This window comes from Sorangium sp. So ce590 (assembly GCF_051521365.1).
In the GTDB taxonomy this organism is placed as follows: Bacteria; Myxococcota_A; Polyangia; order Polyangiales; family Polyangiaceae; genus Sorangium.
On record NZ_CP150346.1, the window covers coordinates 11,307,689 to 11,327,407 of the forward strand.

Here is a 19,719-nt window from a genome sequence, read left to right on the forward strand (position 1 = left end):
GTGCGCGGCGTTCGCTCCCTGCTGGCCAGGCTCACGGGCGATGGCCGGAATACGGGGGATACGGGCTGGGCGCGCCGGAGCCGAGCGACGTGCTGCGCCCGTAGGGCCCGTAGGGCGTGCGTGTGGACGAGTAAGGCGAGCTGCCGCCGTAATAAGGCGAGCTGCCGCCGTAATAAGGCGAGCTGCCGCCGTAATAAGGCGAGCTGCCGCCGTAATAAGGCGAGCTGCCGCCGTAATAAGGCGAGCTGCCGCCGTAGTAAGGCGCGCGAGTCGAATTGCCGTGCTCCGAGACGTACGGGGTACCGAGGAGCGGGAGGAGCGATATGGCGAACGTGAGGTGCCGCGACGTGGCGCTCCGGATATCGGGGACGAGGTGAGAGATCCCCGGGTGCAGCTCGGGCCCGACGACGACGATCTGCTCCTTGAGATGGACGAGGAACTCCTCGTGTCGACGGATCTGGAGGTTGACGTACGTCCAGTCGAATTGGCCCCCCGTGAGCCCTTCGAGGAACTGTTGATCCGCCGTGCCCTGCTCGATGACCGCCCGGCTGATCGAGTTTTCCTGCGGCACCACGCCGGTCTGTCCGAGCGCGGCCAGCAGCTGCTGGCTTGCGGCGGTGTGGTGCTCGAGCAGCTCCTGGGCGAGCTCGATGACGTACGCGTCCGTCGCGTGGATCAGGGCGGTCTGCGCCTCCGCGATCTGGAGCGCATCGAAGGCGGCGATCACCGCGGCGAGCTCCGGGATCGAGAGCGTGAAGGCCTGCGAGGCGGACTCGACCGCCTCTTCCGCGCGATCCTCGTCCGCCGCTGCGAGGTTACCGTCTTCCACCGCGACGGAGCAGGCGCTGGCTCCTCCGAGCGCCAGGCCTGCGATCCATGCAAAACGAAGAGAATCGATTCGAATGCTCATACTTCCCCCATGTCATTGACGGAAGCGGTGCCGGCGCTGGAGCGCTTGGCGGTGATGCCTGGCCCGCCCCGTCATGTATCTTGAGCTGCTCTGGGGATATGCAAGCGCGAGCTCATCAAAACGATGATTCTCACCAGCGCACAGGATCGGTTGAACCCTCCGCACCGCGCGACGGACCGGCGCGCAGGTGCCACTTCTCGAGGTCGCTGAACGGACGCCGTCGCTGCGGGGGCGGCGGCGACGGCGTCGTCACGGGAGGGCTGGCAGGGGCCGGGGAGCGGCGCTGTCGGGGGATCGGCGTGATGCCGTGCCCGATCTCGACGGAGGCGGCAGGGCGGACATCAACGCTTTTCCTGGAGGAAGGGTCGGAGCTCGGGCTCCCGGCGACCCGGGCGCGGGCGGGACGTCAGTCCGCGGACCTGGCCGGTTTGCGCGCCACGACGCCGACGGCGCCGTAGTAGATGCCCCACGCCGCCGGGTCGGCCGCGAACCGGGCGTAGCCGGCGAGATCTGCCTCGCTGATCCGCCCGGTGGCGAGGTACCTGTCCTGGAGCTGGGCGGCCGAGAGGCTCATGATCTCGGACAGCGGGTGGCCGCCCGGGCACAGCGGCACCTCGTTCTCGACGGCCTCGATGGCGAGCCCTCGCGACGTCAGGATCGCGGGCAGGCGCAGGCCGAGCCCCGGGTCCTTGCCGTCCGCCTGGTACATCGCGAGGATCGACTGATTGACCCGATCGAAGGCCTCGATATCCTGGCCCGACGCGCCCCTGGCCGCGGTGAAATCGGGCTCCTCGAGCACGAGGCGGCCGCCGGGCTTCAGCGCCGCGAGCATGGCGTCGAGGAGATCCTGGAAATCGGCGTTGTGGATGAGCACGTAGCGGGCGTGCACAAGATCGAAGCGGGCTGCGTGGAAGTTGAGCTGGCGGATATCGCCCTCGATGATCCGGACGCCCGGCAGCCGAGAAGCATCCATGAACCCGACATCGAGGTCGACCGCGACCACCTCGCCCTCGTGGCCGACGCGCTCGGTCATCCAGGAGGCGATCGACCCGGCGCCGGCTCCCACCTCGAGGCAGCTCCAGCCGGGGCCCATCCCGGACGCCTTGAGCAGGCGCCAGCTGCCGGGGTCGAAGAACCCCTCGATCCGCCGCAGGCGCTCCAGCTCTCGCGCACGCTCCGAACCCGCAAACACGTAGCTGCTCTGGGCCATAGGAATGGACATAATAGTCGATTCCGTGAAGGAAGAAGCGAACTTCTCCCGGCGTGCCTCGTCCGGGTACCTTCCGGTCGATCTGTTGAGCGACACACAGAGGGTGAGCTGTTCGGCGCAGGCTGAGCAGCCGCGCTCGTCCCGGGAATACGTCCAGGCGAGGGCCTTCACGGGGCCTGGAGGGCCGCGGGGGTGGGCGCGGCCCGGCGGCGCGCCGTGCCCGTGCGCCTGCTGCACACGACGGCGTCGTCGCCCTCCGGTCGGCCGCGCTCGCCGGCGCCCGGGGCCGCGCGCGCCTGGTGACGAAGTCGCCCGTCGAGCACCCGTCATGCGGGCATCGCGCTTGCGAGGCGCCCGCATGATCGGCTGGAACATGATCCCGGACCAACCCTCCGCTCCTGACACAATCGGCCCGCGCAATCCCTGCGATGCGGATCGGCTGCCGGACGGGGCAGCCCGGCGCGTGCTCGTGATCGGCGGAGGCGTCGCCGGGCTATCGGCCGCGCTGGAGCTCGCCGAGCGTGGGTATCAGGTGACGCTGAAAGAGGCCGCGGCTGTCCTGGGCGGCCGGCTGCACACGCGCGACGAGCGGCTGCGCACGGGCGCGTTTCGCGTGGAGCACGGACTCCACATGTGGTTCTGGCAGTATTACAATTCCTTCGACATCATCCGGCGCCTCGGTCGCGAGCGCTATTTCCGTCCGCTCGTGGAGGTCTACTACCAGTTCAAGACGTACAAGCCGGAGATCGTCCGCAGCGTCGGGCCGTATCCCTTCAACGTCCTCAATGTCGTAAGGGAATCGCCGAACCTGAGCGTCCTCGACGTGGCCGGCGCGCGGGGCGCGCTCGGCGAGCTGGTCGGGTACAACCACGACCTGAACTACCGCCGGTTCGATGACGAGACGTTTGACGCGTGGGGGAGGCGCACCCGGGTGAACCGCAGGTTCTGGGACATCGTCATGGGCCCTGTCGCGTCCGTGACGCTGAACGATCCGGCGAGGATCAGCGCGGCCGAGATGCTGCTCTACATGCACCTCTTCTTCCTCGGCCATCCGAAGGCGTTCCGGCGTTCGGTCGCGACCGTCGATCACGGCACGGCGCTCATCGATCCGTGGGGCGCGCGGCTCCGCTCGCTGGGAGCTTGCGTGGAGGTGAGCGCCCCCGTGGCCGGGCTGCGCCTCGAAGCGGGCCGCGCTGTCGGCGAGGTCGGCTCGCCGGGGCGCTACGACGCGGTCGTGCTCGCGTCCGACGTCGGAGGCCTCCACCGGATCCTCGCTGGGTCCGTGCCCTTCGACGCTGCGAGCGCGGCGGCGCTCACCGCCCTCCGCGCCCGCCTTGACCGGCTCGCCGTCGCGCCCGCGTACCACGTGCTCCGCGGCTGGTTCGACAAGCCCATCCGCCGGCGTCGGGTCGAGGCCGTGATCGAGACGCCGCAGCACCGCCCCATCAACCTGATCGCGATCTTCAGCATGCTGGAGGAGCAATCGGCCGCGTGGGCCCGCGAGCGAGGCGGCTCCGTCGTCGAGCTCCACCTCTACAACACTCCATGGCTCGGCGGCCTCGGCGCCGATGTCATTTACGAGTCCATCCGCGGCGAGGTGGAGGATGTCCTCCCCGAGCTCCGCGGAGCGCGCGCGCTCGACTTCTCGCTGGGCGCGTTCCAGAACTTCACCTCGCTCGAGGTGGGGCAGGGAAAGCAGCGCCCGACCAGCGATTTTGCGCTCCTCGCCGGCGTGCGAAACCTCGCGCTCGCCGGCGACTGGGTTCACACGAGGTACCCGTCCGCCCTCCTGGAGAGGGCTGTATCGACGGGGCGTGAAGCAGCGAATCACATCCTGTTCGCCGATCGCGTCCGGGAGGCGCCGCTCGCGACTGCCAGGAAGCACGGCCCTGGCCTCTTCCCGCGATTCGGATGAGCCAGGCCATTCAATGGTGGGCCGACGGTAGGCCCCCGGAGAGGGCGTTCGTCGGGCGGGGCGGGTCGATGTCCGAGCTTCACGTCACGGGAGCACCCGGCGCAGCGCGAACACGGCCAGCCCGCCCACCGCGAGCGTGGCCGCGCCGCTCAGGAGCTTCCGCGCCCTGGAAGGCGCCGGCAGGAACGCCGTGGCGCCGAGCGCCGCGAGCGGGGGCGACGTGCGCGCCGGCGACGACTCGGCGGCCAGCGGCGACGCGGCGGCGTGGATGGGCGAGGTCTCGGCGAACAGATCGAGCATCTCGCGCACGAACGCGGGCAGATCCTGCGGCCCGCGGCTCGACAGCCAGTTGCCGTCGCGCACCACCTCCTCGTCGCGCCAGACGCCGCCCGCGTGCACGATGTCGTCGCGGATGCCGGGCCAGGACGCGAGCTGCCGTCCGCTCACGAGCTCCGCCGACGCGAGCACCCAGGGGCCATGGCAGATCGTCGCGATCGGCTTCCGGAGGTCGTCGAACGCGCGCACGAACCGGCGCGCCTCCTCGCTCTGCCGGAGGAGATCCGGGTTGATGAACCCTCCCGGCAGGAGCAGCCCGTCGTACTCGGCCGGATCGGCCTCGGCGAGCGTCCGGTCCACGCGCACCCTCGCGCCGAGCTCGTGGAGGTTCATCCCGCGGATCTTGCCGTGACGGAGCGAGACGATGTCCACCGTCGCGCCCGCGGCGCGGAGCGCCTTCATCGGCACGGTCAGCTCGATCTGCTCGAACCCGTCCGCCACGAGCGCCGCGATGCGTTTGCCTGCAAGCTTCTTTCGTTCCCTCATGCTGCCCTCAACGGTTGGTCGATTGTGTCGTTGTGTCGTTCGGATCGCGCCAGGAGGTGCCTGTTCGTACTGCCCTGTTTGTTCCTCGGACATGTCTCCTCCGACGCACCCTAGAGCCGGCGCCCCGCTCCGCAACCGAGGCCAGCGCCGATTTCGTGGCCTGTGCGAGCCCAGCTGCGGGTGTCGCCCGCGGCTGACACACCAGCGTGTGTCGCTTCGCGACAGGCGGCTCATGGGTCCAGGAGGCGGGGGCGCCGTCACCTCGACAGGATCAGCCTCGGGCGGAGCCACAGGAGGCCTAGCACGGCGGGCACGAGGGCCGAGAGGCCGACGATCGCGGCGCGCAGGAGCCGCTTCTTCCCGCGCGGCTTCCATCCGCCGCTCACGGTGGTCCCTTCCGGCAGCGGCGTGAACAGGTTGCCGTTCGTCGCGTAGGCCGCGCGGTCGTGCTTCAGGTGCAGCCGGTCGACGCTCCGCGCGAGCAGGCGCTCGGCGAGGTCCGGCGCCACGAGGGACAGCAAGGCCAGCTGCCGGGCCGTGCTGCCCACGAAGACCTCCCGCCGGGGTGTCCGTGCCGTACGCACGATGGCGCGCGCCACGCGCTCCGGCGGGTACACCGGGGGCATGGCTATCGGCGTGCGCCCCGTGTAGTTGCCCGCGTGCTGGAAGAACGGTGTGTCGATGGTCGCGGGCAGGACGGTGGAGACGTGGATATCGCGGGCACGGAGCACCTCGAGCTCCTGCCTCAGGCTCTGGGAGAGGCCGCGGATCGCGTGCTTCGAGGCGACGTAGGCGCTGACGTAAGGCTCGGAGAGCCTCGACACCATCGAGCCGACATTGATGAGCACGCCGCTGCCCTGCCGCCGGAACTGGGCCAGGGCGGCGCGGGCGCCGTGGATGGTGCCGAACAGGTTGGTCTCGATGACGCGCCGGTAGGGCTCGGAGGGGGTCTGTTCGAACAGCCCGAAGAGCGTCACCGCCGCGTTGTTGACCCACACGTCGATCCGGCCGAACGCCTCGGTGGTGCGCCGCGCGATCTCCTGGACGGCGGCCTCGCTCGTCACATCGGCGACAACGACGAGGGCCTTGCCCCCGGCCTGCTCGCACTCGGCGGCGAGCTCGCGCAGCGGCTGCTCTCGCCTGGCGGCCAGCGTCACCGCGGCTCCGCGCCTGGCGAACTCCAGCGCTGTTGCGCGGCCGATGCCGCTCGATGCGCCCGTGATCACGACGACCGTATTCCGGAACTTTTCGCGCATGCCTCACCCCCTCCTCTGCGCCGCGTTGCGACGTTGCGCCGCGCGGCGAGCGGCCGCGCGCGGGCGCGGCGTGCTTTGCGGTCACAGGTGGTCCTGGCTTCATGCAAGCGCCGGGCAAGCCGCGTCCAGCCGTGAGGGCGGTTTGCGCCGCGCGGGCATCGACTCGCCCGCTCCGTTCCGTGCGCGGGCCAGCGCCTGCCGTCGAGCGCGCCCGCTCACGCCGGCCGGCGTCCGGGGGCCAGTCTGCGTCTCGAGCGCGCAGCGGTGCTCGATCGGGCGTGGCCCGATGCGCCGTTCCGGCCGTGTCTCGATCCCGACGGCAGGATCCGGCTCCAGCATGTCGAGCGTGGGACGCTACGCGGCCGGGCCCTTGGGTGGCCCTCGCGCGCATGGACGCGTCCGCAACGACGGCGGCTCGGCACGGGCCGCAAACGCAGACGACCTGGGGGACACATCATGCGAAGCATGTTTCTGGTAGTCATGGCCGCGCTGCCGCTCATGGCCTGCGGAGGCAGCCATCGTGGCGGACAATCGACCTCGCCGGGGGCCGGGCAGACGGGCGGAGAGACGCCCGGCGGCACCGAAGGAATGGGAGCACCCGAGAGCGGAGCTCCCGGCACGGAGACGACGCCTGAAGGAGAGATGGGAGCGCCGGAGGGAGGCGCCCGGGGCGGTGCAGGCACCCAGGGCGGCACGCACGAGTGGGGCAGCGGAACCGGCACGCCGGGCGGGACGACCGGAGGCACGCCGGGCGGAACCGGCGCCACGCCGGGTGGGACGACCGGAGGCACGCCGGGCGGAACCGGAACGCCGGGCGGCACGGGCACCCAGGGTGGCGGCTCCCGTACACCGGGCAGCGGTACCTACGACGGCAGCGGCACCCACGGCGGCAGCGGCACCCACGGCGGCAGCGGCACCCACGGCGGCAGCGGCACCCACGGCGGCAGCGGCACCCAGGGCGGTAGCCGCACGCCGGGCGGCGGATAACGTCGGTGAGCCGGCGCTCCCGTTAGCCCGCGATCCGCCGCGCCTGTCCCGGACCGAGATGCCGTAGCGCGCTGCTACGTGAACGCATTGCGCCGCAGGAGGGGCGGGTCGCGACCCTCGCCGACCGAGATCACGTCGACCGGCACGCCCGTCTCCTTCTCGACCAGCTGCACACGCTGCCGCGCCGCGCCGGCAGCTCGGTCAGCAGTCCTTTCCGGTCGCGGAGCCGTATGGCGCATGGTCGATGCGCTGCCCGCCATGACGATCTGGCTAGATCCCGATGAGAGGACTGCCGACGGCCTCGATGCATGGGTCGCCTATCATCTGGCCAATGGACGGGCCATCGCTCGGAGCTTGATACTCGACTGGGAGAAGCAGGCCCCTACCTCTTCAACGTAGCCCCCTCCTCCAACCCCTCCGACCAGGAATGAGCTACCACGGGCTGCGGCTGCGTTAAGCCGTCACCGACGCACGAACGCCGGCCGCGCGCCCGCGGGGGCCCCACACACCCGCCCGCGCCGCCCCCGGCGACGGACTTCCCGGCGGGGCGCGCCCGCGCAGGCGGCGCGCCCTCAGCCCTGCCGCATCACGCGAACGCGTTGCGCCGCACGATGGTCGCCTCGCGGTCCGCGCCGACCGACACCACGTCGACCGGCACCCCCGTCTCCCTCTCGACCAGCTCCACGTACTGCCGCGCCGCCGCCGGCAGCTCGGTCATCGAGCGGGCGGCGTCGATCGACTCGCTCCACTCGGTCACCGGCTCGAGCACCGGCTTCGCCGTCGCGATGTCGTCGATCGGGAACTCCCGCGTCCGCCCCGACGGCGTGTCGTACGCGACGCACACCTTGAGCTCCGGCATGCCCGTCAGCACGTCGAGCTTCGTGAGCGCGATCCCGTCCAGGCCGTTCACCCGCGCCGCGTAGCGCAGCGCCGGCAGGTCGAGCCAGCCGGTCCGCCGCGGGCGACCGGTCACCGAGCCGTACTCCCCGCCGACCGACCGCAGCCGCTCGCCCAGCGCGCCGCCGAGCTCCGTCGGGAACGGGCCCTCGCCCACGCGCGTGCAGTACGCCTTCGCCAGGCCGAGCACCCGGCGGATGCGCGTCGGGCCGACCCCGGCGCCCACGCACGCGCCCCCGGCGATCGCCGACGACGACGTGACGAACGGGAACGTGCCGTGATCGATGTCGAGCAGCGTCCCCTGCGCCCCCTCCAGCAGCACCCGCTCGCCGCGGCGGAGCGCCCCGTCGATGAGCTGCGACGTGTCGGCGAGCAGCGGCGTGATGCGCTTCGCCAGCGGCGTGAGCTCCTCGAGGATCGCGTCGAGCGACGGCGGCTCGCCGCCGAGCGCACGCAAGGTCGGCGTCCACGCCTCGATCGAGCGCGAGACGAGCTGCGCCAGCCGCTTCATGTCGCGCAGGTCGCCGAGCCGCGCCCCGCGCCGGGACGCCTTGTCCTCGTAGCACGGGCCGATGCCGCGCTTCGTCGTCCCGAGCCGCGCGCCGTCCGCCGCCGCCGCCTCGCGGAGCGAGTCGACGAGCGGGTGGTACGGCAGGATCAGGTGCGCGCGATCCGAGACGAACAGCCGCCCCTGCGTCGAGCAGCCCCGCGCCTCGACCGCGTCGATCTCGGAGACCAGCACCCCCGGGTCGACCACCATGCCCTGCGCCATCACGCACCGGGCGTTCGCGCGCAGGATGCCGCTCGGGATGAGCCGAACGATCAGCTTCTCCCCGCCCACCACCAGCGTGTGTCCGGCGTTGGGCCCGCCGGCGTAGCGCACCACGAGGTCGGCGCTCTCCGTGTAAAGGTCGACGACTTTGCCCTTGCCCTCGTCGCCCCACTGCGCGCCGACGATCACGATCGCGGTCATTCCGAAGCTCCTCCCGGATCACCTGGCCCGTCATCGGCCCGCTCGTACCTCCGAGCGGCTCCGTCCGGGTCCACGTCCGCCTTTACCCCAGGCTCGCTTGCCGAGCGAGCGTCTACTTGCCGCCCCGACGCGGCGCCCCCGTCTTCAGCACGATCGCCCGGGCCGCCGCGGCGTCGTCGAGGCCCGCCGGGACCACGCCGGCCTCGGACGCCCCGCCGCGCGGCGCCGCCTCGACAACGAGCGCCCCGTCCCGCTCGCGCACGAGGTGAGAGAACCGCCAGGACAGCGCATACCCCTCCGGATCCTGGTCCTCAGCGTGCACCACGACCGGGACGGCGAGCCCCCGCAGCGCCGCCGCGAGCGGCTCGGCGCGCTCCGGCGGCACCGAAAGGAGCACCCGCAGCGCCGGCTCGTCCGCCGCCCCCGCGACGTCGCGCGCCCAGGCCACCGCGTCGAGGTTCAAGGCGAAGCCGACGGCCGGCATCGGCAGGCCGAACCGGGAGAGCAGCCTGTCGTAGCGCCCGCCCGCCACGATCGGCTCCCCGGGGCCGTCGGCGAGCACATGGAAAATTGCACCCGTGTAGTAGGCGAGGCCGCGGAGCTCGCCGAGGTCGACCCGGAGCGCCGGGCCGAGCTCGGGGCTCTTCCTCGCCGCGTCCCAGAGCGCGCGCAGCTCGGCGAGCGGCGCCTCGGCGGGCGTGCCGGCGAGCAGGCCCGCGGCCCGGTGGAAGACCACGGCGCCGTCCGGGTCGGCCTCGCCGCCGCCCGCGAGGTCGGGGAGCGCGGCGATCGCCGCGACGATGCGGCGCGGAACGTCGGTCGCCCGCGGGCTGGCGAGCACGGCGGCGAGGCGCGACGCGTCCTTCAGCTCGAGCACCTCCGAGAGCTCGGCCGCGAGCCCCGCCGGGACCGCGTCGAGCAGCGCGCGCGCGATCATCGCGTGCCCGAGGTCCACCACGAAGTGCTCGAGGCCGGCCTCCCGCACCGCGGAGGCGGCCAGGCGGAGGATCTCCAGGTCGCCGCCGAGCGTGCTCACGCCGTACAGCTCGACGCCGGCCTGCGGGATCTGCCGGTGGCGCCGCGCCCGGCCCTGGCGTCGCCGCAGGACGGTGCCCTCGTAACAGAGGCGGATCGGGCGGGGCGCGTCGGCGAGGCGCGTGGCCACGAGCCGGGCGATCTGCGGGGTCATGTCCGGGCGGAGCGCGGCGACCTCGCCCGACTCGGGCTCGATGAAGCGCAGCACGTCCGCGGCCTCGAGGGTGCCGAGCCCGCGCTCGAGCACCTCGGCGAACTCGAACGCCGGCAGCGAGACCGGCTCGTAGCCGTACAGGACGAAGTGATCGAGCACGCGCCTGGCGAGCGCGCGGCGGCGCTGCGCCTCCTCCGGGAGGAGATCGCGCATGCCGGCGGGCAGCGGGTGCGCCAGCGCGCGCGGCGGCGCGGAGACGGACGGCGCTGGCCGGTCCACTTCGGGCGTCGGAGCGTGGCGGTCTTCCCCCTCGGGGGCTTCCCATCGCGGAGCGTCGCTGGACATCGTGGCCCCGCTTATACCGGCTGAGCACGCGGTGCGCACGCGGCGCGCACGTCCGTTGAGCTTGCCGTGGCAAGCCGTTTGCTGATCGGAGCGCACCACCGGGCCCGTGGGCCGGAAGCGCACGCGGCGCCCTCGACGGAGAGATGGCTCATGGCTCTGACCGCCGTTCCGACCGATGTTCCGAGCGCCAGCACGAGGCCCGAGACTCCTCTGGCGCCGTGCCGTCTCACCCCGTCCGGCGCGGTCGGGCCGCGCCCGGCGTCCCGGGCCGCGAGCGCGGGCCCGCTGGCCGAGGTGATCTGCAGGGCGAAAGAGGGGGACCGGGAGTCGCTCGACGAGCTCACGCGGCTCATCCGCCCGCACGTGGAGCGGCAGCTCGCGCGCTACCCCGTGTCCGACGAGGACCGGCTCGACCTCGTGCAGTCGACGCTGCTGCAGGTGGTGCGGACGATCCGCTCGTTCCGCGGCGACTCGAGCTTCACGACGTGGCTGTTCCGGGTGACGGCGAACGAGGCGCTCATGCTGATGCGGTCGCAGCGGCGGCAGCGCGCGCGCATCGTCGAGGGGCTCGACTTCGAGGAGCTCGGTCTGCTCCCGACGATGCGCAGCACGATCGGCGAGGACGACGCCGCGTCGGCGGCGGAGCGGGAGGCGTGCGTCCGCGAGGCGCTGTGCGAGCTGCCGGAGGACTACCGCGACGTGGTGCTCGCGCACTACCACGAGGATCTCGGCCTGCAGGAGATCGCGCAGAAGCTCGCGGTGAGCGAGAGCGCGGTGCGCTCGCGGCTCCACCGGGCGCGCGTGCGGCTGCGCGCGATCCTCAACGCGACCGCGTTCGGCCGGGAGATCGCCGAGGGCGTCGCGGCCTGAGGGCCGGGCGCGGGCGGGGCGCGGGCCGGCCGTGCGCGAAGGCTGACTGTGCGACGGCTGACTGTGCGACGGCTGACTGTGCGAAGGTTGACCGCTGCGAGGCCTGAGCGCTGCGAGGCCTGAGCGCGTGAAGCCTGACCGCGTGAAGGCGGACCGTGCGCCCGGCTGTGTGGGGGCTGACCGCGCGTGCGGCGCTAGCGGGTGGCGGAGATCCTGGCGGTCGCCTGGCGCCAGCGGCGGAGGACGTCCCAGAGCTCGTCCAGGGTGCGGAGGAGCACGTCCGGACGGGCGTCGAGGATCTCCTGCTCCGAGGCGAAGCCGCCCAGGACGGCGATCGACCGCGCGCCTGCGCGGCGCGCGCACTCGATGTCCTGGGGGCCGTCGCCGACCATCACCAGCCTGCGCGGCTGGATGTTGAGGAGCTGTGCGAGGTAGAGCAGCGGCGCGGGCGACGGCTTCTTGTCGGCGACGTCGCCGCCGGCGACCACGGCGTGGAAGCGCGCGCCGACCCCGAGCGCGGCGAGCACCGCGTCGGTTGTCGAGCGCGGCTTGTTCGTGCAGACGCAGATCGACAGATCGCCCACGTCCGCGAGCCTCTCGATCACGTCCTGCGCGCCCGGCATCCAGCGGGTGAAGTCGAGCGGGTGCTGCTCGTAGTACGTGAGAAAGTGCCGGAGGACCTCCTCCACGTCCTCGGACGACTCGGGGAGCTTGGCGGCGCGCGCGCACAGCGCGCGGGCGCCGTCGCCCACGTACTGGACGATCACCTGCGCCGGCAGCGGGGCCCGCCCGGTCGCCTCCAGCGCATGGTTCACCGCCGCCACGATGTCGCCTCGGCTGTCGATCAGCGTGCCGTCGAGATCGAACACGACCGCCGTGGGAGCAACCATCGTCCCAGAGCCTACGCCGGCGCCCTCGCTGACGGAAGGTGTGGCGAGCGCCGACGTCGCAGGTCGAGGAATGAAATGTGGCGGGACGATTCGGGCGTCGCTGCCGCCGACGGCTGAGCCCGCGAGGCGGTCGCGCGGCCAGGCCTGGGCCGGCTCCCCCGTCAGGGCGTAGGATGCCGGGCACCATGGACGGTGCGGCACGCATGCTCGCGTGGTTTGACCAGGCGCTCGCGCGCCACCAGCCGGACGACGCGCTCTCGTTCACCGAAGCGCAGGCGAGCTTCACCTCGGTGCTGACGGGCCTCATCGCGGTCGAGCGCGGCGGCGGCATGCTGTTCGGCATGGTCCTCTCCGGCGAGCACGTCGACGCGCTCGTGCGCGCGGCGCTCCCGGCGCTCTCGGAGGCGGTGCAGGCCTGGCGCGCGCACTTCGAGCGGCGCTACGGCGCGCGCGGCCGCAAGGAGGTCGCCCGCATCGCCGCCGCGCTCCGCTACGCGCCGTTCCTCGACCGCGGCCCCCTCCGCGCCGACCCGGCCGTCGACGAGGCGCTCGCGCAGCTCATCGCCGCTTGCCTCGACCCGCGCCGCGCCGCGCCGGGCGCGGGCGAGCCGGACGCGGCGCCCGCGGACGACGGGCTCGGCGACACGCTCCGCGGCGCCCTGGCGCGGGGGAGCGCCGCCTCCTCCGCGCCGCGCGCCGGCTGGTCCGTCGCGGTGAAGCCCCCCTCTGCGGATCGCCGGCGCGAGGTGGCCGAGGTCGAGGCGCTGCACGGGGCGCTTCACCCGCAGATCGAGGCGCTCTATGCCTCCCTCGACGGCCTCGCCCTGGTCGAGCCGGCCTCTGCGCCTTCCCGCGTGCCGTGGCCCGCTGTGTTCCCGTCGGCGGCGCTCGTCCTCGTGTCGCCGCTCGACTCGGTGATCGTCATCCGCAAATCGAGCTCGTCGAGCCCGATGGGAGAGATGCAGCTCCTCAAGCTCGCCCAGCTGCCAGGGCACCTCCTGTGCACGGAGTCCGACCGCGGCGTCGAGGTCAAGTGGACCGTGGCCATGTATCTCGCGGTCCGCGTGGGAACAGCGGAGATCTACCTGTCCGACGGTGACTATGGCTCTCCGACGCGCTTGCTCGCGCCCGATCTGGTGAGCTTCCTGCGCGCGCTCCGCGGCGCGGCGCCGCGGCTGGACGGCGTCCTCGCGGCCCTGGCGGAGGTGCTCGGCGGCGGGCCGTCGAACGCCGGCTGAGCCGCCGGCCGCGCCGACCGCGGGCCGGGCTCGTTCACCCCGAGCCGGCGCCGCCCGAGCCAGCCTCGTCGCCGGCGCCGCCCGGGCCGGCGGGCTCCTTTTCCGCAGCGACAGAGCCGCACGCGGCGAGCAGGCCAGTCGCGCCAACCAGAAGTGTCGTGACCCAAGAACTCACGAGCGTTCGCATTGCGCGATGTTCGCCTGGCCCGCACACGCCGGGATCGCCGAGCACGAAGCGGACGCGAGGCGCCGCGCGGACGGGCGGCGAGCTCCCTCAGGTCGCGGCGAGCGCGGCGACGAAGCGGTCGATCTCGGCCTCGTCGTTGTAATAGTGGACCGAGGCGCGCACCAGATCGGGAATCCCGCGCGCCTCGAAGTCGAGCAGCGTCCCCGAGGCGGTCGACACGCTGACGTGGATCGCCTGGGCGCCGAGCCGGGCCTTGACGGCCGCGGCGTCCTCGCCGTCCCGGGTGAAGGTCACGATGCCGCAGCGCTGCTCGCCGAGGTCGCGCACGGCGACCCCGGGGAGCTCGGCCAGCCGCGCGCGCAGGCGCTCGGCCAGCAGAGAGACCCTGTCGCGGATCGCGGGCAGGCCCAGCCGGAGCGCGTACTCGGCGGCTGCGCCGAGCCCGAGCCGGCCGGCGACGTAGCTCTCCCAGCTCTCGAAGCGCCGGGCGTCGGGCCGCAGCTCGTAGCGGTCCGGCGCGGTCCAGCGGGCCGCGTGGAGGTCGAGGAACGGCGGCTCCAGCCGGTCCAGCAGCGCGCGCCGGACATAGAGAAAGCCGGTGCCGCGCGGCCCGCGCAGGTACTTGCGCCCCGTCGCCGACAGGAGATCGCAGCCGATCGCCTCGACGTCGATCGGCAGCTGCCCCACCGACTGGCAGGCATCGAGCAGGAACGGCACGCCCGCCGCCCTGGCGCGGCCGCCGATCGCCTCCGCCGGGTTGACCAGCCCGCCGTTCGTGGGGACGTGGGTGATCGCGATCAGCTTGACCCGCTCGTCGAGCAGGCGATCGAGCGCGGACAGCGAGACCGCGCCGCGCTCGTCGCTCGGGATCGGGACGATCTCGGCGCCCGTGCGCCGCGCGACCTGCAGGAACGCGATGTAGTTCGAGGCGTACTCGGCCCGCGCGGTCAGGATGCGATCGCCCGGGCCGAAGCGGAGGGAGTAGAACGCCATGTCCCAGGCCCGCGTGGCGTTCTCGACAAGCGCGATCTCGTCCGGCGCCGCGCCGATGAGCCGCGCGATCGCGCCGTAGACCGCCTCGAGCCGCTCGCCCGCCTCCGCCTCCGCCTCCGCCTCGTAGCCGCCGATCGCCGCCTCGCGCCGCAGGTGCTCGACCACCGTGTCGACAACGACCGCCGGAGGCAGCGACGACCCCGCGTTGTTGAAGTGCAGGACGCCGGCGCAGCCCGGGGTGTCGCGGCGCAGCGCGGCGATATCCATCGTCATCACGTCATCTCCTCGGCAGGCCGACACGCTGCCGGCTGGCCGGCACCACGTCAATCGCGGCGACCGCCGGCCGCGGCCGCGGCTGTCGGCCGCGCCGGCTACTCCATCAGCCCGCTGCGCAGCTCGGTCGGGGAGTAGCCGAGCATGCGGCGGCAGGTCCGCGAGAAGTGCGCCAGGTCGGCGAACCCTGCCGTGTGGGCGGCGCCCGTGGCGTCGAGGCGCGCGAACGCCGCCAGCGCGACGAGGAGCCGGCGCCAGAGCTGGAACGTGCGGATCGGCAGCCCCACGTCGCGCACGAACAGCGCCTGCAGGTGCGCCTCGGAGATCCCGGCGCGCGCGAGCGCGAGGCGCCTGTCCGCGGCCGGATCGCGCAGCGCCTCGAGGACGCGGGCCACGCGGCCGTCCGGGGCGCGGGGCGGCGACTCCCGCGCGAGCCAGGCCGCGATCTCCCGCGCGAGGCCATCGAGGACGTCGGGGCGCGACAGCGACGCGCGGTGCGCCGCCACGGCCGCCTCGACGCGCGCGAGGAGGCGGCCCTCGAGCGGGCAGGCCCCGCCGCGCAGGCGCGCGTAGCTCGCCACGCGCGGCATCTCCTCGGGATCGACCAGGAGCCCGATCGTGGGCCCGGGGCTCGAGGCGGCGTGCCACCGATCCGGCGGCACCACGACCACGCGCCCGCGCACGACCGCGCCGCCCGGCTCGGGCACGGTCACCGTCACGTCGCTCTCCAGCCCGACCAGGACCGCCGCGCCGTGCTCGGCGTGGAGCGTCGACGCCATCGCCGTCGAGGCGCGCACCGCGAAGGCCTCCGCGATCACGGCGCCGATCCGGGTTTCGTTCAAGCGGCCCACGGCCCGGAATCCTACCCTGGCGCGCGAAGGAGGTCGTTAGAGATGAACCTGTTCTCGGACGAGATGCGACGAAACCCTTACCCCCTGTACGACCAGCTCCGGAGCGGCTCTCCGGTGCTCCACTATCCGCCCTCCGATGCGTGGATGATCTTCGACTACGAAGGGGTGAAGCGGGCGCTCCACGATCATGAAGCGTTCAGCTCCGTCGTGTCGCCGCCGGGCAACAGGACCTCCGAGTGGCTCATCTTCTCGGACCCGCCGCGCCACACCAAGCTGCGCGCGATCCTCCAGCGGGCCTTCACCCCGCGGGCCGTGGCGGCGCTCGAGCCGCGCATCCGCCAGCTGTCGCGCGGGCTCCTGGACCGCTCGATCGAGCGTGGCGAGATGGACCTTGTCGAGGACTACACGGTCCCGCTCCCCCTGCTCGTCATCGCCGAGATGCTCGGCGCGCCGATCGAGGACCAGCCGCGGTTCAAGCGCTGGAGCGACGTGATCCTGGACCTCGGCACCACGGTCTCGGGCAGCGAGGAGGCGGCCCGGGCGATCGCCGAGTTCGCCACGGTGACCGCCGAGATGCAGGCCTACCTGAGGGGCCTGCTCGCGCAGCGGCGGGCGGCGCCGCAGGACGATCTCCTGACCCGGCTCATCGACGCCGAGGTGGACGGAGAACGGCTGAACGAGGACGAGATCCTGGGCTTCTTCCAGCTCCTCCTCGTGGCCGGCCACGAGACGACAACGAACCTGCTCAGCAATGCCATCCTGTGCTTCCTCGAGCACAGGACCGAGCTCGCCCGCCTCCGTGCCGAGCCCGATCTCCTGCCCTCCGCGATCGAGGAGGTCCTGCGCTACCGCTCGCCGGTCCAGGTGATGTTCCGCGTGACGAAGCGCGATGTCCCGATGCACGGCCAGGTGATCCCGGCCGGCAAGCCGGTGCTGGCGATGATCGGCTCGGCAAACCGAGATCCAGAGCATTTTCGCGATCCTGGCCGCTTCGAGCTCGCGCGCGATCCCAACCCGCACCTCGCGTTCGGGCACGGGATCCACTTCTGCCTCGGGGCCCCGCTCTCGCGCCTCGAGGCCAGGATCGCGCTGTCGGATCTCGTCGCGCGGCTCACGGACCTCGAGCTCGCGAGCGACGCGCCGTGGGAGCCGCGCCGGGCGATCCACGTGCTCGGCCCGACCCGCCTGCCGATCCGCTTCGCGCCGGGGACGCGCCTCGCCCCGTCCGAGGAGTGAGCGCGCGTGCGTCGCTCGACGCGCGGCTCGCCCGGCTCTCCTGAGGTCTGCCGCTCTGATGCCTCCCGGCCGCACCCGCTGCGCGATCCGGCCGGAGCGGCCGTGCCCCCCATCACCGTCGGGACCGCGGCGCCGCTCGACCGGGGCCAGGCCGCGCGGCGCGGGCGCCGGCGGCGAGGCCTGGCCGTCGAGGGCACGAACGCGGGGTCTTCGCCGCGTTTCCCACCGCTGGCACCGCCATTGCTGATGCAGATCCCGTGCAGTCGAGCGGCCGACAGGACGGGCAGGCATGGAGAGCTCGATGAGAGAGCAGGCCTTCATCGAGGTCGTTGTTCCGCGCGAGAGGACGCCGGATGAAAAGCAGATCCTCCTCGACGAGCTCTATGGCCTCCGCCGCCGGATCTTCGAGGGCTCGCAGCGGAAGCGGAGCTTCGCCAGCCACGTCATCGAGGCCGGTACGGAGCACGGCGCGGTCATGCTCCGCCGGAGCGCGGGCGGGCAGATCGTCGGCTATTTCGCGATGGAGATCCTCGAGCGGGAGTCCTCCGGCGCGCGGATAGCGATCTTCCGCGGCGAGTCCGGCGCGCTCGGCCAGCGCCCCGGCGGCGATGTCGCCCTGCGCCTCGTCCTGGAGCGCCTGATCCGGTACATGCTCGCCCACCCGGGTCGACCCGTCTATTGCCTGTGCTCGCTGGCGCACCCGTCGAGCTACGCCCTGTTCTCGCGGTTCGTCGACATCACACACACGAGCCCGGCCGAGAGCCGGGCGGCGGGCGCCGACGCGCTCATGTCCGGGCTCGCCGCCTCGTTCGAGCTCGGGGCGAGCGAGCAGGGCAGCCCGTTCGTCTTCGAGGCCGGGCAGCGGGCGAGCGAGCCGGCCGACGGCTGCGACTTTCTGCACCTCTACGAGAACCCATCGGTCCGTTGCTTCGTGTCGGCGCACTCCGGCCCGGCGGAGGGGCGCGGGCTGATCACGCTCGTGCCGCTGAGCCTCGGCGGCATGGTGCGCGCGGCGGCGCGCCATGCAGGGCCGGAGGCGAAGCGCGGGTAGCCGTGGGGCCCTCGACCGCGGTCGAGCGGGCGGCCAAGGTGATCCAGCGCCCGGGCGGTGCGCGGGCCGGGTCAGCTCGCCAGCACGTCTGACAGGCTGTCGAGGAAGCGCTGGTTCTCGCGCTCGGTGCCGATGGTGACGCGCAGGCTGGTCGGCAGGTTGCCGAACGGCCGCACGATGACGCCCTTCCGGAGCAGGGCGTCGTAGACGGCGCGCGCCGGCCGCCCGACGTCGACGAGCACGAAGTTCGCCTGGCTCGGCGCCACCGACAGCCCGAGCCGGGTGAGCTCGCGCGTGAGCCGGTCGCGCTCGCGGAGGTTGAGCGCGCGGCTCTTCTCGACGTGCTCGGTGTCGTCGAGCGCCGCGAGGGCGGCTGCCTGCGCGATCGCGCTGACGTTGAACGGCGCGCGCACCCGGTTCAGGTAGCCGATGAGCTGGGCCGGGCCGACGGCGTAGCCGACGCGGAGGCCCGCGAGGCCGTAGATCTTCGAGAAGGTGCGCGTGACGATGAGCCGCTCGCGGAGCCCGCGGAGTCGGATGGAGTCCGGGAAATCCGCGGCGTCGGCGTACTCGATGTACGCCTCGTCCATGACGATGATGACCTCGGGCGGCACCTCCCTGAGCAGGCGCTCGACCGCGCCGCGGCCCACGTGCGTGCCGGTCGGGTTGTTCGGGTTCGCGACGAACAGGAGCCGTGTCTGCGGCGTGACGGCCGCGGCCATGGCCTCGAGGTCGTGCCGCAGGTCGCGCAGCGGCACGGCCGTGAACGGGGCGCCGTAGGCGAGCGCGGCGAGCTTGTAGACGATGAAGGCTGGGTCGGCGAAGACGATGTGCGACCCCGGCGTCGCGAAGGCGTGCACGATGAGGTCGAGCAGCTCGTTGGAGCCGTTGCCCTGGATGATCTCGCCCATGGTGACGCCGTGGACCGCCGCGAGCCGCTCGCGGAGCCGGTAGGCCGCCCCGTCCGGGTAGAAATGCATGCTCGCGAGCTCCCGGCGCACGGCCTCGACGGCGCGCGGGCTCGGGCCGAGCGCGTTCTCGTTCGAGGCGAGCTTCACGGCGTCGGTCACGCCGAGCTCGCGCGCGAGCTCATCGAGCGGCTTTCCTCCTTCGTACGGTACGAGCGTCTCGACGGTCGGAAGAACAAGCGCTGACATGGGGCGCACCCTATCACACCTCCGCCACGCCATGCGAGCGTGCGGCGCCATGTTGAACGCCAAGGCGCGAAGGCGCAGAGGCGCAAGAAGAGAGAGGGGAGATTCACCGCCAAGGCGCGAAGGCGCCAAGGCGCAAGAAAGAGAGGGGAGATTCACCGCCAAGGCGCAAAGGCGCAAGAAAGAGAGAATGGGGGCTTGCCAGAGGGCTCGCCGGCCCTAGCAGCGATGATCCCGCCGCCTCCACGAGGACCGCGGCTATCTCGTCCTCGCCCATCGCATCCCGCCTTTTTGCGCCATGGCGCCTTGGCGGTGAATCTCTCCTTCACGACCCTCTCAGCGACCCGGCCGCACGCTCTGCGCGAAATCGAGAGACCCCCCTGCTCGCGCGACAGACCCCCGCGAGCCGCCCCCGCAACACCTCGGGGTCGCTGCGCACCCCGAGCCGTGTGCACCGGTGGTCACGTAGTGT

Annotated in this window: 16 protein-coding genes; 6 read left to right on the forward strand and 10 right to left on the reverse strand. The window is 72.7% G+C overall.

What is annotated here, in order from left to right:
• Positions 1-31 precede the first annotated feature (31 nt).
• Together WMF28_RS42920 and WMF28_RS42925 are read right to left on the reverse strand one after the other, a co-directional pair.
• Positions 32-910 (reverse strand): DUF4142 domain-containing protein, encoded by an 879-nt coding sequence (locus WMF28_RS42920; RefSeq protein WP_437599541.1) that lies wholly within the window; start codon positions 908-910, stop codon positions 32-34.
• A gap of 406 nt (positions 911-1,316) precedes the next feature.
• Positions 1,317-2,120 (reverse strand): methyltransferase domain-containing protein, encoded by an 804-nt coding sequence (locus tag WMF28_RS42925; protein WP_437599542.1) that lies wholly within the window; start codon positions 2,118-2,120, stop codon positions 1,317-1,319.
• 358 nt (positions 2,121-2,478) lie between these two features.
• Between WMF28_RS42925 and WMF28_RS42930 the strand changes: the two genes are divergently transcribed.
• On the forward strand, positions 2,479-4,035 hold the full coding sequence (locus tag WMF28_RS42930; RefSeq protein ID WP_437599543.1) for an FAD-dependent oxidoreductase: 1,557 nt from the start codon (positions 2,479-2,481) through the stop codon (positions 4,033-4,035).
• Positions 4,036-4,119: 84 nt separating this feature from the next.
• Here WMF28_RS42930 and WMF28_RS42935 read toward each other — a convergent pair whose 3' ends face one another.
• Both WMF28_RS42935 and WMF28_RS42940 read right to left on the reverse strand, forming a co-directional pair.
• Complete coding sequence (locus WMF28_RS42935) at positions 4,120-4,857, reverse strand: type 1 glutamine amidotransferase domain-containing protein (protein WP_437599544.1); 738 nt, start codon at positions 4,855-4,857, stop codon at positions 4,120-4,122.
• Between the two features lie 257 nt (positions 4,858-5,114).
• Positions 5,115-6,113 carry an SDR family oxidoreductase gene (locus tag WMF28_RS42940; RefSeq protein WP_437599545.1) on the reverse strand — a complete coding sequence of 333 codons (999 nt, stop codon included), beginning with the start codon at positions 6,111-6,113 and terminating at the stop codon, positions 5,115-5,117.
• Between the two features lie 465 nt (positions 6,114-6,578).
• Here WMF28_RS42940 and WMF28_RS42945 point away from each other — a divergent pair, with 465 nt between their 5' ends.
• Positions 6,579-7,100, forward strand: a complete 522-nt coding sequence (locus WMF28_RS42945; protein WP_437599546.1) for a hypothetical protein — start codon at positions 6,579-6,581, stop codon at positions 7,098-7,100.
• A 586-nt stretch (positions 7,101-7,686) separates the two neighbouring features.
• Here the strand turns inward: WMF28_RS42945 and WMF28_RS42950 are convergent.
• Positions 7,687-8,970 (reverse strand): adenylosuccinate synthase, encoded by a 1,284-nt coding sequence (locus tag WMF28_RS42950; RefSeq protein WP_437599547.1) that lies wholly within the window; start codon positions 8,968-8,970, stop codon positions 7,687-7,689.
• Positions 8,971-9,082: 112 nt separating this feature from the next.
• The gene (hisZ, locus tag WMF28_RS42955) at positions 9,083-10,504 is read right to left on the reverse strand and encodes an ATP phosphoribosyltransferase regulatory subunit (protein WP_437599548.1); all 1,422 of its coding nucleotides are present in this window, start codon (positions 10,502-10,504) and stop codon (positions 9,083-9,085) included.
• A 150-nt stretch (positions 10,505-10,654) separates the two neighbouring features.
• Here hisZ and WMF28_RS42960 point away from each other — a divergent pair, with 150 nt between their 5' ends.
• Positions 10,655-11,374 carry an RNA polymerase sigma factor gene (locus WMF28_RS42960; protein ID WP_437599549.1) on the forward strand — a complete coding sequence of 240 codons (720 nt, stop codon included), beginning with the start codon at positions 10,655-10,657 and terminating at the stop codon, positions 11,372-11,374.
• A 194-nt stretch (positions 11,375-11,568) separates the two neighbouring features.
• Here the strand turns inward: WMF28_RS42960 and WMF28_RS42965 are convergent, their stop codons facing one another.
• A complete protein-coding gene (locus WMF28_RS42965; protein ID WP_437599550.1) occupies positions 11,569-12,264 on the reverse strand; it encodes an HAD family hydrolase in 696 nt (231 codons plus the stop codon).
• A 185-nt stretch (positions 12,265-12,449) separates the two neighbouring features.
• On the opposite strand from WMF28_RS42965, the gene WMF28_RS42970 reads away from it, so the two are divergent.
• Entirely contained in the window at positions 12,450-13,502 is a 1,053-nt protein-coding gene (locus WMF28_RS42970; RefSeq protein ID WP_437599551.1) for a hypothetical protein, read from the forward strand.
• Positions 13,503-13,776: 274 nt separating this feature from the next.
• Here WMF28_RS42970 and WMF28_RS42975 read toward each other — a convergent pair whose 3' ends face one another.
• Both WMF28_RS42975 and WMF28_RS42980 read right to left on the reverse strand, forming a co-directional pair.
• The gene (locus tag WMF28_RS42975; protein ID WP_437599552.1) at positions 13,777-14,955 is read right to left on the reverse strand and encodes an aminotransferase class V-fold PLP-dependent enzyme; all 1,179 of its coding nucleotides are present in this window, start codon (positions 14,953-14,955) and stop codon (positions 13,777-13,779) included.
• Positions 14,956-15,053: 98 nt separating this feature from the next.
• Complete coding sequence (locus WMF28_RS42980; protein WP_437599553.1) at positions 15,054-15,806, reverse strand: helix-turn-helix domain-containing protein; 753 nt, start codon at positions 15,804-15,806, stop codon at positions 15,054-15,056.
• A gap of 42 nt (positions 15,807-15,848) precedes the next feature.
• Between WMF28_RS42980 and WMF28_RS42985 the strand changes: the two genes are divergently transcribed.
• On the forward strand, positions 15,849-17,042 hold the full coding sequence (locus WMF28_RS42985; protein ID WP_437599554.1) for a cytochrome P450: 1,194 nt from the start codon (positions 15,849-15,851) through the stop codon (positions 17,040-17,042).
• A gap of 301 nt (positions 17,043-17,343) precedes the next feature.
• Entirely contained in the window at positions 17,344-18,093 is a 750-nt protein-coding gene (locus WMF28_RS42990; RefSeq protein WP_437599555.1) for a hypothetical protein, read from the forward strand.
• Between the two features lie 71 nt (positions 18,094-18,164).
• On the opposite strand, the gene hisC is transcribed toward WMF28_RS42990, so the two are convergent.
• Positions 18,165-19,250, reverse strand: coding sequence for a histidinol-phosphate transaminase (gene hisC, locus WMF28_RS42995; protein WP_437599556.1), 1,086 nt, complete (start codon positions 19,248-19,250; stop codon positions 18,165-18,167).
• Between the last annotated feature and the right edge of the window lie 469 nt (positions 19,251-19,719).

Coding starts and splice junctions, on each gene's coding strand:
- WMF28_RS42920 (WP_437599541.1), bottom strand. CDS start 910: ATGAGCATTCGAATCGATTCTCTTCGTTTTGCATGGATCGCAGGCCTG.
- WMF28_RS42925 (WP_437599542.1), bottom strand. CDS start 2,120: ATGGCCCAGAGCAGCTACGTGTTTGCGGGTTCGGAGCGTGCGCGAGAG.
- WMF28_RS42930 (WP_437599543.1), top strand. CDS start 2,479: ATGATCGGCTGGAACATGATCCCGGACCAACCCTCCGCTCCTGACACA.
- WMF28_RS42935 (WP_437599544.1), bottom strand. CDS start 4,857: ATGAGGGAACGAAAGAAGCTTGCAGGCAAACGCATCGCGGCGCTCGTG.
- WMF28_RS42940 (WP_437599545.1), bottom strand. CDS start 6,113: ATGCGCGAAAAGTTCCGGAATACGGTCGTCGTGATCACGGGCGCATCG.
- WMF28_RS42945 (WP_437599546.1), top strand. CDS start 6,579: ATGTTTCTGGTAGTCATGGCCGCGCTGCCGCTCATGGCCTGCGGAGGC.
- WMF28_RS42950 (WP_437599547.1), bottom strand. CDS start 8,970: ATGACCGCGATCGTGATCGTCGGCGCGCAGTGGGGCGACGAGGGCAAG.
- hisZ (WP_437599548.1), bottom strand. CDS start 10,504: ATGTCCAGCGACGCTCCGCGATGGGAAGCCCCCGAGGGGGAAGACCGC.
- WMF28_RS42960 (WP_437599549.1), top strand. CDS start 10,655: ATGGCTCTGACCGCCGTTCCGACCGATGTTCCGAGCGCCAGCACGAGG.
- WMF28_RS42965 (WP_437599550.1), bottom strand. CDS start 12,264: ATGGTTGCTCCCACGGCGGTCGTGTTCGATCTCGACGGCACGCTGATC.
- WMF28_RS42970 (WP_437599551.1), top strand. CDS start 12,450: ATGGACGGTGCGGCACGCATGCTCGCGTGGTTTGACCAGGCGCTCGCG.
- WMF28_RS42975 (WP_437599552.1), bottom strand. CDS start 14,955: ATGACGATGGATATCGCCGCGCTGCGCCGCGACACCCCGGGCTGCGCC.
- WMF28_RS42985 (WP_437599554.1), top strand. CDS start 15,849: ATGAACCTGTTCTCGGACGAGATGCGACGAAACCCTTACCCCCTGTAC.
- WMF28_RS42990 (WP_437599555.1), top strand. CDS start 17,344: ATGAGAGAGCAGGCCTTCATCGAGGTCGTTGTTCCGCGCGAGAGGACG.
- hisC (WP_437599556.1), bottom strand. CDS start 19,250: ATGTCAGCGCTTGTTCTTCCGACCGTCGAGACGCTCGTACCGTACGAA.